Raw genomic sequence first — 13,621 nt, forward strand, 5'->3', positions numbered from 1 at the left:
GTAGCACCGTGTCCCAAGATGTCCTTAGCCCCGCCCGGGTCAACGAGATTCACAAACAGGCGGCCCGGCGTCGGACCTTTGCTGTCATTTCGCACCCCGACGCCGGCAAGTCCACCCTCACCGAGGCGCTGGCACTGCACGCGAAGGTGATCGGCACCGCCGGGGCCTCCAGCGGCAAGGCCAACCGCAAGGAAACGGTCTCGGACTGGATGCAGATGGAGAAGGACCGCGGTATCTCCATCAGCTCCGCCGCCCTGCAGTTCTCCTATCGGGACACGGTCATCAACCTGCTGGACACCCCCGGCCACGCGGACTTCTCCGAGGACACCTACCGCGTCCTGGCCGCCGTCGACTGCGCAGTGATGCTCGTGGACGCCGCCAAGGGCCTGGAAACGCAGACCATGAAGCTGTTTGAGGTCTGCAAGCAGCGCAACCTGCCCATCATCACCGTGATCAACAAGTGGGACCGGCCCGGTCTGGACGCGCTGGCGCTGATGGACGAGCTCACCGAGCGCACCGGCCTGCAGCCCATGCCGCTGACCTGGGCCGTGGGCATCTCCGGTGACTTCCGCGGTGTCTGGGACCTCCGCCAGGACCGCTTCGCCCGCTTCCAGCGCAACAATTCCGGCGCCAACATCGCGCTGACCGAGTACTTCACTCCCGAAGAGGCCGCGGAGACGCAGGGCAGCAACTGGACCGACGCCGTGGACGAGGCCGGCCTGGTCATCGAGTCCAACCTCGAATTCGACGTCGAAGCCTTCCATGCGGGCACCGCCACCCCCATCCTGTTCAGCTCCGCCGCCCTGAACTTCGGCGTGAAGGAACTGCTGGACGCCCTGGTCGATTTCGCGCCGCACGCCGCACCCCGGCCCGACGTTGAGGGCAGCCCGCGCCCGGTTGAATCGTCCTTCTCCGGCTTTGTCTTCAAAGTCCAGGCCGGCATGAACAAGGCCCACCGCGACCACGTCGCCTTCATCCGCGTCTGCTCCGGAGTTTTTGAACGCGGCATGGTGGTCACGCAGACCCGCACCGGAAAGTCCTTCGCCACCAAGTACGCCCAGCAGGTGTTCGGCCGCGAACGCGAGGTCATCGACGAGGCCTACCCCGGTGACGTGGTGGGCCTGGTGAACGCCTCCACACTGCGCGTGGGCGACAGCCTCTTCCTCGAAGGCGCCGTGGAATACCCGGCCATCCCGCTGTTCGCCCCCGAACACTTCCAGGTGGCCCGGTCCAAGGACCCCAGCAAGTTCAAGCAGTTTCGCCGCGGCATCGAGCAGCTCGAGCACGAGGGCGTTATCCAGGTGCTCCGCTCTGACGTCCGCGGCGACCAGGCGCCGGTGCTTGCCGCCGTCGGCCCCATGCAGTTCGAAGTGGTGGAGGACCGCATGGCGCATGACTTCAGCGCCCCCATGCGGCTCGAACGCCTCCCGTACTCCATTGCCAGGATTTCGACGGCGGACGCCATGCCCGCGCTGGCCAACGTGCCCGGCGCCGAGGTGCTGTTGCGGTCCGACGGCGAATACCTCGCCTTGTTCAACGACGTCTGGGCCCTGCGCCGGATCGAGAAGAACCACCCCGATCTGACCCTCGTGCCCATCGGCACCCACAACCCCGCAAAGTAGCGTCCAATGCCTGCAGACCAACCCCGCGCGCTGATCACCGGCGCCGGCACCATCAACCCGCTCGGCTCCTCTGTGGCGGAAACCTGGACCGGCCTGCTGGCAGGACAGTCCGGCATCGCCTCACTGGACGAGGACTGGGCGGAACAACTGCCCGTGCGCATCGCCGGACAGGTCACCGCCGATCTCTCGGAGCACCTCACCACGCGCGAGCTGAAGCGCATGGACCGCTGCGGGCAGCTGGCGCTGGTGGCTGCCCGCGAAGCCTGGCAGCAGGCCGGGGCGCCCGACGTCGACCCCGAACGGTTCGCCGTGGTGATCGGCTCCGCCTACGGCGGCCTCGGTTCCACCCTCGAACAGGACCGTGCGCTCGCCAGCGGCGGCCCGCGCCGCGTCTCGCCGCACACCCTCACCCGGCTTATGGTCAACGGCCCCGCGGCCTGGGTCTCCATTGACCTCGGCGCCCGCGGCGGAGCCCGGACGCCTGTCAGCGCCTGTGCGTCGGGCGCTGAAGCAATTGTCCAGGGCGCCGAAATGATCCGCTCCGGCGCGGCCGACGTCGTGATCGCTGGCGGCGTGGACGCTTCAGTCAACGACCTGGTGATCACCGGTTTCTCCCAGATCCGGGCACTCTCCACGCGCAACGGCGAACCCCAGCTCGCCTCGCGCCCGTTCGACGGCGGCCGCGACGGCTTTGTCCTCGCGGAAGGCGCCGGCGTTGTGGTGCTTGAGAGTGAAGCCCACGCCCGGGCGCGCGGCGCCGCCATCCTCGGCGCAGTGGCCGGCGGGGCGGTAACCTCCGACGCCAACGACATCGTGGCCGCGGACCCTGCCATGCAGCGGCGGGTCATGCAGAAGGCCCTGGCCTCGGCCGGAATGCAGGCTTCGGAGATCGGCTTCGTTCACGCCCACGCCACCTCCACTCCGGTAGGGGACCGGCTGGAAGCCCAGGCCATCAACGCTGTTTTCGGTGCCGACGTGCCAGTGACCTCCACCAAGGGCCACACCGGCCACCTGCTGGGCGGCGCCGGTGCGCTCGCTGCCGTTGTGGTGGTCCAGGCCCTGCGGACAGGTCAGCTCCCCGGAACGGCGAACGTCGAGGCGCTGGACCCCGAAGTGAACCTGAACATCGTCACTGACAAGGCCCACACGCTGGCGCCCGGCTCCGCCCCTGCCGGTCTGGTGAACGCTTTTGGCTTCGGCGGACACAGTGTTGCCTTGGTGATCACCGCCAGCTGACACCGCCCCGGCCGGCAACGGGCCCTACCCGATCAGCAGGCTCAAGGCTTCCGTAAGGTGTTCCACTTCGCGCACTGAGAAACCTGGCGGCACGGGGCCGGGGCCGTTGTGGCTGGCAGGGACCACGGCGTGGGTGAAGCCCAGCCGGTGTGCTTCCTGGATGCGCTGGTTGATGCCTGGCACGGGCCGGACCTCGCCCGCCAGGCCTACCTCGCCGAACGCGATCAGCCGGATGGGCAGGGGTTTGCGGGCCTTCGCGGACGCGACGGCCAGGGCAACGGCGAGGTCAGTGGCCGGTTCGCTGAGCTTCACGCCGCCCACCGTGGCTACGTAGGAATCGTCCTTGTGCAGCAGGTAGCCGGCACGCTGCTGCAGTACCGCCAGGAGCATGGACACCCGTGAACTGTCCAGGCCGCTCGTGGCCCGGCGGGGCTGCGAGTTGGCGCTCTCGGCAAGGAGCGACTGCACCTCGGCCAGCAGCGGCCGCCGCCCTTCCATGGTCACCGTGATGCAGGTGCCGGAGACGGGTTCCTTGGTGCGGCTGACGAACAGCCCGCTGGGGTCCGTGAGCCCTTCGATACCGTTCTCATTCAGGTCAAAACAGCCGACGTCGTCCGTGGGCCCGTACCGGTTCTTCACCGCGCGCAGCATCCGGAGCCGGGAGTGACGCTCGCCTTCGAACTGGCACACCACATCCACCAGGTGTTCGAGCAGCCTTGGGCCTGCGATGGACCCGTCCTTCGTCACGTGCCCCACCAGCAAAGTGGTCATGTTCCGGCGCTTGGCCGCCGCGATGATGGACGCCGCAACCTCACGCACCTGCGAGACGCCGCCGGCGCTGCCGTCCACGTCTGCGCTGCTGAGAGTCTGGACCGAGTCCACAATCAGCAGCCGCGGCTCAATCTTCTCCACCTGCCCCAGTGCCTGCCCCAGGTCCGTTTCGGCGGACAGGTACAGCGAATCGGCGACGGCGTCGATCCGTTCGGCGCGCAGCTTTACCTGCGCGGCGGATTCCTCGCCCGTGACATACAGAACATCCTGGGCGGTGCGGGCGAACTTGGCCGCGACGTCCAGCAGCAACGTTGACTTGCCCACGCCAGGTTCACCGGCCAGCAGGATGACCGCGCCCGGGACCAGGCCGCCGCCCAGAACCCGGTCCAGCTCGTCCACGCCGGTGGGCAGGAAAGCCGCCGTGGTGGCATCCACCTCGGCAATCCGGCGGGCCGGCTCCAGAACTGTTGTTGCCGCCGTCGTACGCGCTACAGCGGCGCCGGTTTCCTCAACCGTGCCCCACGCTTGGCACTCGCCGCAGCGCCCCACCCACTTGACCGTGGTCCAGCCGCATTCGGCGCACTTATAAGCGGGCGCTTTGGTCGTCCGGGAAGTCTTTGTTGCCATGGGTTCCACCCTACTGGCGGGCACCGACAATTCCCGCCCGCCCCTAACCTCGCAAGCTCAGCCACTGGGCTGTAACCACCGGGGCCTCAACCACCGGTGCCGGTGCTACAGGCCGGGCAGCACGTCCCGGGCCTCGCGCGGATCCATGCCGGTGGCCTCCAGGAGGTCCACCATGAGTGGCCGGAACAGCATCACCACAGTCTCACCCTCAAGCCGCTCGACCTCCAGCAATTTGGGGTGCAGCCGCAGCGCGATCTCGCTGAAGTCCTGCCGGGCCGTCCGAAGATGGGCGCGGCGCACGCCGTCGTGCGTTTCCGCCAGGCCGAGCGACAGTTCATCAATCGCGGCCGCGGTTTCCTGGAGCACATCGGCAATGTTCGCGGTGGCGTTGTCTGAAAGCGCGGCGTGGTTGATGGCGCTGGTGAGCCTGCGCGCGAAGACGCGGCTGTTCCTGAGCGCAAGGTCGATGAAGTCAAGGGAATTCTCAAGCCGGTCCAGCTCGTCGCGGTGCCGGCGGTGGGCCGGCGCGAGCGTGGCCACCTCGCCGGAAGCGCGCAGGGAATGGCGCATCGCGTCCACGAGGGGCTGGCAGTTCCGGCCGCGGATCAGCGCGTGCCAGGCCTGCGTGGAGTCGCTCTCGGTCAGGGCGTTGGCGCATTCCCGCAGCACTTCGGCCAGTTCGTGGAGCAGCTTCCGGACATCCTTGCGGGGTTCCCGGCGCGGATCCTTCGGAATCAGGATGGTCACCAGGAGGGCGAAGAGGCCACCCACCACGGCGTCCAGACTGCGGGTGAACGGCCCGCCATCCGGCGCCGGCAGCAGCACCACCAGCAAGGATTGCAGCCCCAGTTGCGTGGTGAAGATGTTGCCGCTGTCCAGGAAGCGGGCCAGCAGGATGGAGAACAGAAGCACGACGGCGGCCTGCCAGATTCCGCTGCCCAGCCAGTGCAGCAGCAGATCACCCACGGCGATCCCGATGGTGCAGCCGAGGCCCACCTCCATTACCCGGCGCAGCCGCGGGTCACGCGAGAAGCCCAGGGCGATCAGTGACGATGTGGCCGCGAAGAGGGGACCGGAGTGCCCCAGGACGTACTCGGCGAAGGCGTACGCCCCCACCGCGCACGCGGTCATCTGGACGGCGGGGACCAGGGAGTTCCGGCTCCGGACCAGGCCGGTGCGGATGCGTCCGCGCAGGAATCGCCTGCTTGCTGAGAGTCCTGCTGCTGCGGCCATGCCTTCCAGTCTATTTGCCGCCCGGGCACCTAAGGCCGAAAGTGTGACGTGCGCAATGGTGACGCTGCAGTTGTAAGCCAATATGCCGCCGTCGTTAATCTTCTGTTCACCTGTGGCCGCCCATCCCGTTACCTGCGGCCCATAGATTCGTTGAAGGTACAGAACGTACGCATCGCGCTGCAGGGCGTCTCCGGTCCTGCCGCCGCTGAATATCCCTGGAAGGGGTACATCTAGTGAAGGCACTTCGTTTCGGCCGCCACGCGGCTATCGCTGTAATCGCAGCCGGCGCACTCGCGCTCACCGCCTGCGGTTCAGATAACGCCACGGGCAACACGCCTGCAGGCAACCAGACTTCTGCCGGCCCCAAGGTCACCGGCACGCTGACCGGCATCGGAGCATCCTCCACCGGCGCAGCCATGGACGCCTGGAAGGCCGGCTTCGCCGCTGCCAACCCCGGCGCCACCGTGCAGTACTCCCCGGACGGTTCCGGCGCAGGCCGCAAGGCAATCATCGACGGCTCGGCCCAGTTCGCCGGCTCCGATGCGTACCTCAAGGATGAAGAGCTGGCCAGCTCCAAGGCCAAGTGCGGCCCGGAAGGCGCCATGAACATCCCCGTCTACATCTCCCCGATCGCTGTGGCCTTCAACGTCCCCGGCATCACCGAGCTGAAGCTTGACGCAACCACCGTGGCCAAAATCTTCCGCGGCGAGATCGCCAACTGGAAAGACCCCGCCATCGCCGCCCTGAACTCGGGCGTCAGCCTCCCGGACCTGAAGGTCACCCCGGTGAACCGCTCTGACGATTCCGGTACCACCACCAACTTCACCGAGTACCTTGCTGCTGCTGCTGCGGATGTTTGGACCGACAAGGCTGCCGGCATCTGGCCCGCAACCCTGCAGGGCGAAAACGCCAAGGGCACCTCCGGTGTTGTCAAGACCGTCACCGACACCCCGGGCGCCGTGACCTACGCGGATGACTCCGCTGTGGGCGGCAAGCTGGGCACCGCCTCCATCAAGGTGGGCGAGGAATTCGTCAAGATCTCCGCCGAAGCCGCTGCCAAGGCTGTTGAAGCCGGCAAGCCCGTCGAAGGCCGCTCCGCCACCGACGTTGCCATCAAGCTGGACCGCAAGACCACGGCATCAGGCGCCTACCCGATCGTCCTGGTTTCCTACCACGTTGTCTGCACCACCTACGACAAGCAGGAAACCGTTGACCTCGTCAAGGCCTTCGAAAGCTACGTAGTTTCCGACGCTGGCCAGAAGACGGCTGCTGATTCCGCGAAGTCCGCGCCGCTCTCCTCGGCCCTCGCCGAGAAGGCCGTCAAGGCCATCGAATCCATCAAGGTCAAGTCCTAGTACCTGTCCCTGAACCACGTTCCCCGCCACGCCGAAAGGCGGGGCGGGGAACTTTGGCTTGTAAGCTCGATTTAGGCACCGCCCACAACCGAAGGGTCTGGAATGACCGCCACCCCCCTGAGTAGTTCCCAGGGCGCAGGCCGCGCCGGGGATAAGATCTTTTCCGGCGCCGCCCTGACCGCCGGGTGCCTCATCCTCGCCGTCTTGTTCGGCGTGGCCCTCTTCCTCGTTGTCCAGGCCATTCCGGCGCTCACCGCCCCGGCCGCCGAGATCCAGGGCGGCGAAGGCTTCTTCGCCTACATCTGGCCGATCGTTATCGGCACCCTCGTCGCAGCCGTCATCGCACTGGTGATCGCAACTCCCATCGCCATTGGCGTGGCCCTGTTCATCTCCCACTTCGCCCCGCGCGGAATCGCGTCCGGCCTTGGCTACGTGGTGGACCTCCTGGCCGCCATCCCGTCGGTGGTTTACGGTGCCTGGGGCGCGGCGTTCCTCGCCAAGGAAATCTCCCCCGCCTACAACTGGCTGGCCGAGAACACGGGCTGGCTGCCCATCTTCCAAGGTCCCGCCTCTGCCACCGGCAAAACCATCCTGACCGCGGGCATTGTGCTCTCGGTGATGGTCCTGCCGATCATCACGTCCCTGAGCCGCGAAATCTTCCTGCAGACGCCCAAGCTCCATGAGGAAGCCGCCCTGGCCCTCGGCGCCACGCGCTGGGAAATGATCAAAATGTCGGTCCTGCCGTTCGCCCGTCCGGGCATCATCAGCGCCGTCATGCTGGGCCTGGGCCGTGCTCTGGGCGAGACCATGGCAGTTGCCCTGGTCCTCTCCTCCGGTGCCCTGACAGCCAGCCTGATCACGTCCGGCAATCAGACCATCGCCGCGGAGATCGCCCTGAACTTTCCCGAAGCGAGCGGCCTGAAGGTCAGCACGCTCATCGCCGCAGGCCTGGTCCTGTTTGTGATCACCCTAGGCGTGAACATGATCGCCCGCTGGATCATCACCCGGCACAAAGAATTCTCGGGAGCCAACTAAATGTCCTCCACTCTTACCCCCGTGCGCAGTAAGCGTTCAGCCCTCACCAAAGGCCAGCTACCCAAGTACGCGCCGTACGTTGTCCTGGGACTCGCGCTCATCGTGGGCGCCGCAATCCTGGCACTGATCGGATTCAATGCCTTTGGCTGGGGCCTCGTCTCGGCCATCCTCTTCACTGCCGGCCTGGTGGGCTGGAGCGCCGCGGTGGAAGGCTCCCGCAAGGCCAAGGACAAGCTGGCCACCTGCCTGGTGGTGGGCTCGTTCCTGGTCGCGCTGCTCCCACTGATCTCCGTGATCTGGACGGTGCTGGTCAACGGAGTCCCCGGCCTCATCGCCCCGGGCTTCCTCACCAGCTCCATGAACGGCGTCACGGGCGTCTACGACAATAAGGCTGTTGAAGAGGGCGCCCCCGTTATCGGTGGCATCTACCACGCCCTGTTGGGTACCATCCAGATCACGCTGGTAGCCACCGTGATCTCCGTGCCCGTCGGACTGCTGACCGCCATTTACCTGGTGGAGTACGGCCACGACGGCCGTTTGGCCCGTGCCATCACGTTCTTTGTGGACGTTATGACCGGCATCCCGTCCATCGTGGCCGGCCTGTTCGCCGCAGCGTTCTTCTTCGCCGTGGTGGGGCCCGGCACCAAAACCGGTGCCGTCGCCGCCGTCGCGCTTTCGGTCCTGATGATTCCTGTCGTGGTGCGTTCCAGCGAGGAAATGCTCAAGATCGTCCCCAACGAACTGCGCGAAGCGGCCTACGCGTTGGGTGTGCGTAAGTGGCGCACCATCCTCAAGGTGGTTATCCCGACGGCGATCTCCGGCATCGCGTCCGGCGTCACCTTGGCGATCGCCCGCGTTATCGGTGAGACTGCGCCCATCCTGGTCACCGCCGGGTTTGCCACCAGCATCAACAACAACGTGTTCGGCGGCTGGATGGCCTCGCTACCCACGTTCATCTACACGCAGATCCTGAACCCCACCTCACCGGCCAACCCGGACCCGTCCTCGCAGCGGGCCTGGGGCGCCGCCCTGGTGCTGATCATCCTGGTGATGGTGCTGAACCTTGGCGCCCGGCTGATCGCCAGGACCTTTGCCCCCAAGACCGGCCGGTGAAATTTTTTCAGCAGGCCATTCCGGTCCTCGCGGCCAAACCCTAGACTTCAATCCATACCCAGCAAGTGAAGGAACACCATGTCTAAGCGCATCGACGTCAAAGACCTGAACGTGTACTACGGCGATTTTCTGGCCGTGGAGGATGTCAGCATCAACATCGAGGCCAAGTCCGTAACGGCCTTCATCGGTCCCTCAGGCTGTGGCAAGTCCACGTTCCTGCGCACCCTGAACCGCATGCACGAGGTTTTGCCAGGCGCCCGCGTCGAAGGCGAAGTCCTGATGGACGGCGACAACCTCTACGGCCCCGGCGTGGACCCCGTGACGGTGCGTTCGCAGATCGGCATGGTCTTCCAGCGGCCCAACCCGTTCCCCACGATGTCCATCCGCGACAACGTGCTGGCCGGCGTGAAGCTGAACAACAAGAAGATCTCCAAGGGCGAGGCCGACGTCCTCGTGGAGAGGTCCCTGCAGAGCGCCAACCTTTGGAACGAGGTCAAGGACCGCTTGGAGAAGCCCGGATCCGGCCTGTCAGGCGGCCAGCAGCAGCGCCTCTGCATCGCCCGTGCCATTGCGGTGGAACCGCAGGTGATCCTCATGGACGAGCCGTGCTCCGCGCTGGACCCGATCTCCACGCTGGCCATCGAGGACCTTATCAACGATCTCAAGGACCAGTACACCGTGGTGATCGTGACCCACAACATGCAGCAGGCCGCCCGCGTTTCGGAAAAGACGGCGTTCTTCAACATCGCCGGTACCGGCAAGCCGGGCAAGCTGATCGAATACGGGAACACCCAGACCATTTTCAACAACCCCACAGTGAAGGCCACCGAGGACTACGTCTCCGGCCGCTTCGGATAAGCCCCAGCCGCTCCCCAGCCACAAATACGCATCGATTGCTCCGGCAGCGCCCTTTTGACAGCTCAGAAGGGCGCTTTTGGAGCAGTCGATGCGGCGTTAAAGCTTGCGCTCAGCCCGCCAAAGGTGACATCGCCAGGGCCAGCACGAACGCCCCGGAGGCGGTTGCCACGGGGGTCAGGACCCACAGCCCCAGAATCCGGATAACCAGCTTCCTGTTTGTCACGGAGAAGTTCTGGTTCTCGCCGGCGCCCAGCACGGCGGACGTCACGGTGTGGGTGGTGGACACAGGCCAGTGCAGTCCGATGGCGCCCACGAACAGGATCAACGCGCTGAAGATCTGGGCCACGGAGCCCCGCAGCGGGTCAACCCGGGTGATTTTGTAGCCGATGGTTTGGGAGATCCGCCAGCCGCCGAAAAGCGTTCCCACCGTGATCATCACCGCTGAGAGCAGCGCCACCCACATGGGCATAGTGCCGTCGTCGGAATATCCAGCCGCCAGCAGCGCCAGCAGCAGTACGGCACTGATCCGCTGGCCGTCCTGCAGGCCGTGACCGAATGCTACGGCGCCGGCGGCGATGGACTGGCTGCGGCGGAAGCGCTGGTTGATCACGCTGGGCTGAGTGTAGCGCGCCGCCCACGTGACCGGCAGAACCAGCAGGAACGCGCCGCTGTACGCAACCAGCGGCGACAGAAGCAATGGCAATACCACCTGGAACAGAAGTGACTGGTCTACCCCGCCAACTCCGGGGCCACCCACGGCAAGGCTGGCCAGACCAGCGCCGCCCAGCCCCCCCACCAGGGCATGGGTGGAGGACGCCGGGATACCGCGCCACCACAGCAGGACGCCCCAGACGCAGGCGCTCGCGAGCCCTGCAACCAGGATGCTAAGGCCGCTGGTGCCCTCTGGAAGGCTGATCCAGGTCTGGCTGATGGTGACCGCCAGGCTGGCGCTGAGCAGGGCGCCCAGGAAGTTGAAGAAGGCCGCGAGCAGCACGGCCACGCTTGGCGTGAGCGCCCGGGTGCGGACCGCCAGGGCAGCGGACGTGGAGGCGTCCCTGAAACCGTTCAGGAAGGCAAATCCCGCGGCCAGCAGAACCACGGTGGCGAAGATGGCTGCGGTCACCTCAGGATTCCTTGACGATGATGCTGCCCACCTGGGTGGCAATGCGCCGCATGTCCTTGGTGACTTCCACCAGCTGGTTGGCGACGTCGCGGTTACGGGAATACTGCGCCCACTTCATGTCCCGGATCATGTCCGCCACCCAGACCCGGTGGGTCCGTTCCGCGCGTTTTGCGAGCCTGAGGATCTCGATCCAGTAGTCCTCGAGGTCGTCGAGGTTGTTCAGCCGGCGCATGGCGTCCACCGTGAGTTCGGCCTGCCGGCTGATGACATCCACCTGGTCGGCGGCCCGCCGCGGCAGGCGGTCCAGCTGGTACAGGAAAACAAGTTCCGCGGCGCCGTCCAGCTTCTCGAGGGCCTCGTTGAGGTAGCGGGACAGCGCGTACATGTCTTCGCGGGGGAGCGGGTTCACAAAGCTGGTGCGCATGTGCGTGAGCAGGGCAAAGTGCAGCTCGGCCGATTTGGCTTCGTGGTTGTGCATGTCGTCCACGAGCTTGGCGTGCTCGGATGCGGGGACGCCAAGGATCTCTGCCATGGTGGCGCTGGCATGAACAATTTGCTGGGCCATCTGGGACAGCAGGGTCAGCCCTGCGGGCTCCTGGGGAAAAAGGCGCAGCTTCACGTTGGGATACCGGTCTCCGGGGATGTACAGGGGTCGGGGGCCGCCCACTTGTAACTTGACGCAGGCCAGCAGCTGTGTTGATTCTACCGGCCCGTGTCTTCAGCCTGTAAACAGGCAGAAAAATGGTGCCGAACCGGATACGCCTCTCGGCGGTAGGCCGCTCTAGGCGGCTAATTGTTGAAGCCCGGGGGTTTCGCGGCTCGACACCAGTTTCAGTGTTCTACGTTGCTTGGCCCAAGTCAACATTGACAGATCGGCGCCGGTGGTTCAGTCGAGCTCGCCCAGGCGCCAGGCATTTGCCGCGTGTTCAAGGTCCTCGGCCGTCTTCACGAGCTGGTGCGAGTTGCGTGTGAGCTTGCTCGCGTGGGCCTCGTTGCCGAGCTCGGCGCCGTCGGCAATCGTCGCCTGGCCCAGCGCCACCACGCGGCAGAACGCGGCGGAACGCTCCAGCGCGACGTCGAACTCGCCGTCGAACGCCCCGGAGAGAATGGCGTCAGCCATGGCCCGCATTTCCTCGGCTCCCGGCGGTTCAGCGGCGCCGGCCACCACGTTGGAAACCTGCGCCGTGTCCTTGCCCGCGCGGAAATAGACCGAGATCCGTTCCGGGTCCTGGACAGTGGCGGCGCGCAGGGCGTACAGCCGCCAGAGGGCGCCGGGAAGCGAACGCGCCGGGCTTTCGGCCCACATCTCCGCGATGGCCTCCAGTCCCTGTTCGTCCGTCAGCTTGACCAGGCGTTCGGTGATGACGGGATCGTCGCTGACGCGTCCGTGGCGCACCAGTGCCTGGGCGGCGAGGTGGGCGGCCTCGGAGACGCGCGCAGGATCGGGGCCGCCTGCGAACGGCTCAAAGTCGATGGGGGCGAACGGCTTGGGCTTGTGATGCCGGTTGGCTCCGCCGTAGTGACTGGGTCCTGCTTGTTCGCTCATGCCCCCCACGCTACTCCTGTGCCGCGCGGGAAATCGAGTACTGTTCGCAGCCAGGATGGACCTTACCAGCGCCGGTGACGCTGCGCGGAATTCGGAACATACGACGGCGGCGGACAACCTGCGTGCCAAAGCCGCCCCGTGTGTGGGGTAAAGTATTTTACGTCCAGAAATGGACTGGGCTGATCGGTCGTGTGACCGTCGGCTGGGGCCTTTAGCTCAGTTGGTAGAGCATCGGACTTTTAATCCGTGGGTCGTGGGTTCGATCCCCACAGGGCCCACCCGCGCGGAAGACCAGAGACAATTCGTCTCTGGTCTTCTTTCGTTAAGCGCCCGCCCGAGGTGTTCGTCACTTTGCGAGGGAGCAAACGTGGTTATCGCAGCTGTCGATCCCAGTTCCACCGATATAACGCCCCTGATCCACCACCCGATCCTTTGGGCGGCTGCCGCGGGCGTCTTCGCAGTAGTCATCCTGCAGTCGGTCATCTACTTCAAGGCCATCCGGAAAGCGGCGCCAGCCGTCGGTCTGACACCCGCCCAAGTCAACAGCTCGGTTCGCTCCGGAGCTGTGGCGGCCATCGGGCCGTCGCTGGCCGTGGCGCTGATTGCCATTTCCCTCCTTCCGCTGTTCGGTACACCGGCGGTACTCGCCCGCATTGGCCTGGTCGGATCGGCAGCGTTCGATGTCGCCGCTGCCGGCATCTCAGCCGGCACGCAGGGTGCCCAACTGGGCGGACCCACTTACACCCAGAAAATCTTCGCCCTCGCCTTCGCCGCCATGACCATCGGCGGCCTCGCCTGGATGCTCTCCGCGCTGATCCTCACGCCCATCTTGAGCAAGGGCGATGCGAAACTCCGCAAAGTTAATCCGGCGGTGATGGCCATCGTCCCGACGGCGGCGCTGCTGGGTGCCTTCTTTACACTCGCGTTCGCGGAGGTGGTCAAGTCTCCGGCCCACCTGGTCACCATGGTCGCCTCAGCGGCGGCGATGGGCGTCTGCCTCCTGCTGTCCCACAGGCTTCGGCGCCCGTGGCTGCGTGAATGGGGACTGGGATTCTCCATCGTCGTGGCCCTCGCGGCCGCCTACTTCATGACCGCAGCCTGA

Annotated in this window: 12 protein-coding genes and 1 tRNA gene; 8 read left to right on the forward strand and 5 right to left on the reverse strand. The window is 66.0% G+C overall.

The features are described 5' to 3' along the window. Positions 1–8 precede the first annotated feature (8 nt). A complete protein-coding gene (locus NG696_RS08530; protein ID WP_252568053.1) occupies positions 9–1,622 on the forward strand; it encodes a peptide chain release factor 3 in 1,614 nt (537 codons plus the stop codon). A gap of 6 nt (positions 1,623–1,628) precedes the next feature. Further along, positions 1,629–2,858 carry a beta-ketoacyl-[acyl-carrier-protein] synthase family protein gene (locus NG696_RS08535; protein ID WP_252568055.1) on the forward strand — a complete coding sequence of 410 codons (1,230 nt, stop codon included), beginning with the start codon at positions 1,629–1,631 and terminating at the stop codon, positions 2,856–2,858. A 24-nt stretch (positions 2,859–2,882) separates the two neighbouring features. Here the strand turns inward: NG696_RS08535 and radA are convergent, their stop codons facing one another. Together radA and NG696_RS08545 are read right to left on the reverse strand one after the other, a co-directional pair. Next, positions 2,883–4,256, reverse strand: a complete 1,374-nt coding sequence (gene radA / locus NG696_RS08540) for a DNA repair protein RadA (RefSeq protein ID WP_252575151.1) — start codon at positions 4,254–4,256, stop codon at positions 2,883–2,885. 105 nt (positions 4,257–4,361) lie between these two features. Further along, positions 4,362–5,489, reverse strand: coding sequence for an FUSC family protein (locus tag NG696_RS08545; protein WP_252568059.1), 1,128 nt, complete (start codon positions 5,487–5,489; stop codon positions 4,362–4,364). 233 nt (positions 5,490–5,722) lie between these two features. Between NG696_RS08545 and pstS the strand changes: the two genes are divergently transcribed. The 4 genes from pstS (at position 5,723) to pstB (ending at position 9,850) form a co-directional block, all read left to right on the forward strand. Continuing rightward, positions 5,723–6,844: a phosphate ABC transporter substrate-binding protein PstS gene (gene pstS, locus NG696_RS08550; RefSeq protein ID WP_252575153.1), complete on the forward strand. Its 1,122-nt coding sequence runs from the start codon at positions 5,723–5,725 to the stop codon at positions 6,842–6,844. Positions 6,845–6,946: 102 nt separating this feature from the next. Then, positions 6,947–7,879, forward strand: a complete 933-nt coding sequence (pstC, locus tag NG696_RS08555; protein WP_252575155.1) for a phosphate ABC transporter permease subunit PstC — start codon at positions 6,947–6,949, stop codon at positions 7,877–7,879. Then, positions 7,880–8,992 carry a phosphate ABC transporter permease PstA gene (gene pstA / locus NG696_RS08560; protein WP_252568064.1) on the forward strand — a complete coding sequence of 371 codons (1,113 nt, stop codon included), beginning with the start codon at positions 7,880–7,882 and terminating at the stop codon, positions 8,990–8,992. It begins immediately after the preceding gene. 78 nt (positions 8,993–9,070) lie between these two features. After that, positions 9,071–9,850, forward strand: coding sequence for a phosphate ABC transporter ATP-binding protein PstB (pstB, locus tag NG696_RS08565; RefSeq protein ID WP_056347854.1), 780 nt, complete (start codon positions 9,071–9,073; stop codon positions 9,848–9,850). A gap of 109 nt (positions 9,851–9,959) precedes the next feature. Here pstB and NG696_RS08570 read toward each other — a convergent pair whose 3' ends face one another. The 3 genes from NG696_RS08570 to NG696_RS08580 all read right to left on the reverse strand — a co-directional run bounded on the left by NG696_RS08570 (position 9,960) and on the right by NG696_RS08580 (position 12,519). After that, positions 9,960–10,973 carry an inorganic phosphate transporter gene (locus NG696_RS08570; RefSeq protein WP_252568066.1) on the reverse strand — a complete coding sequence of 338 codons (1,014 nt, stop codon included), beginning with the start codon at positions 10,971–10,973 and terminating at the stop codon, positions 9,960–9,962. Position 10,974: 1 nt separating this feature from the next. Then, positions 10,975–11,592, reverse strand: coding sequence for a DUF47 domain-containing protein (locus NG696_RS08575; RefSeq protein ID WP_252568068.1), 618 nt, complete (start codon positions 11,590–11,592; stop codon positions 10,975–10,977). Positions 11,593–11,859: 267 nt separating this feature from the next. Continuing rightward, complete coding sequence (locus tag NG696_RS08580; protein ID WP_252568070.1) at positions 11,860–12,519, reverse strand: hypothetical protein; 660 nt, start codon at positions 12,517–12,519, stop codon at positions 11,860–11,862. A gap of 205 nt (positions 12,520–12,724) precedes the next feature. Between NG696_RS08580 and NG696_RS08585 the strand changes: the two genes are divergently transcribed. Both NG696_RS08585 and NG696_RS08590 read left to right on the forward strand, forming a co-directional pair. Beyond that, a tRNA-Lys gene (locus NG696_RS08585) sits at positions 12,725–12,797 on the forward strand. Between the two features lie 89 nt (positions 12,798–12,886). Then, a complete protein-coding gene (locus NG696_RS08590; RefSeq protein WP_252575157.1) occupies positions 12,887–13,621 on the forward strand; it encodes a DUF5058 family protein in 735 nt (244 codons plus the stop codon).

The organism is Pseudarthrobacter cellobiosi (assembly GCF_023913755.1).
GTDB lineage: Bacteria > Actinomycetota > Actinomycetes > Actinomycetales > Micrococcaceae > Arthrobacter > Arthrobacter cellobiosi.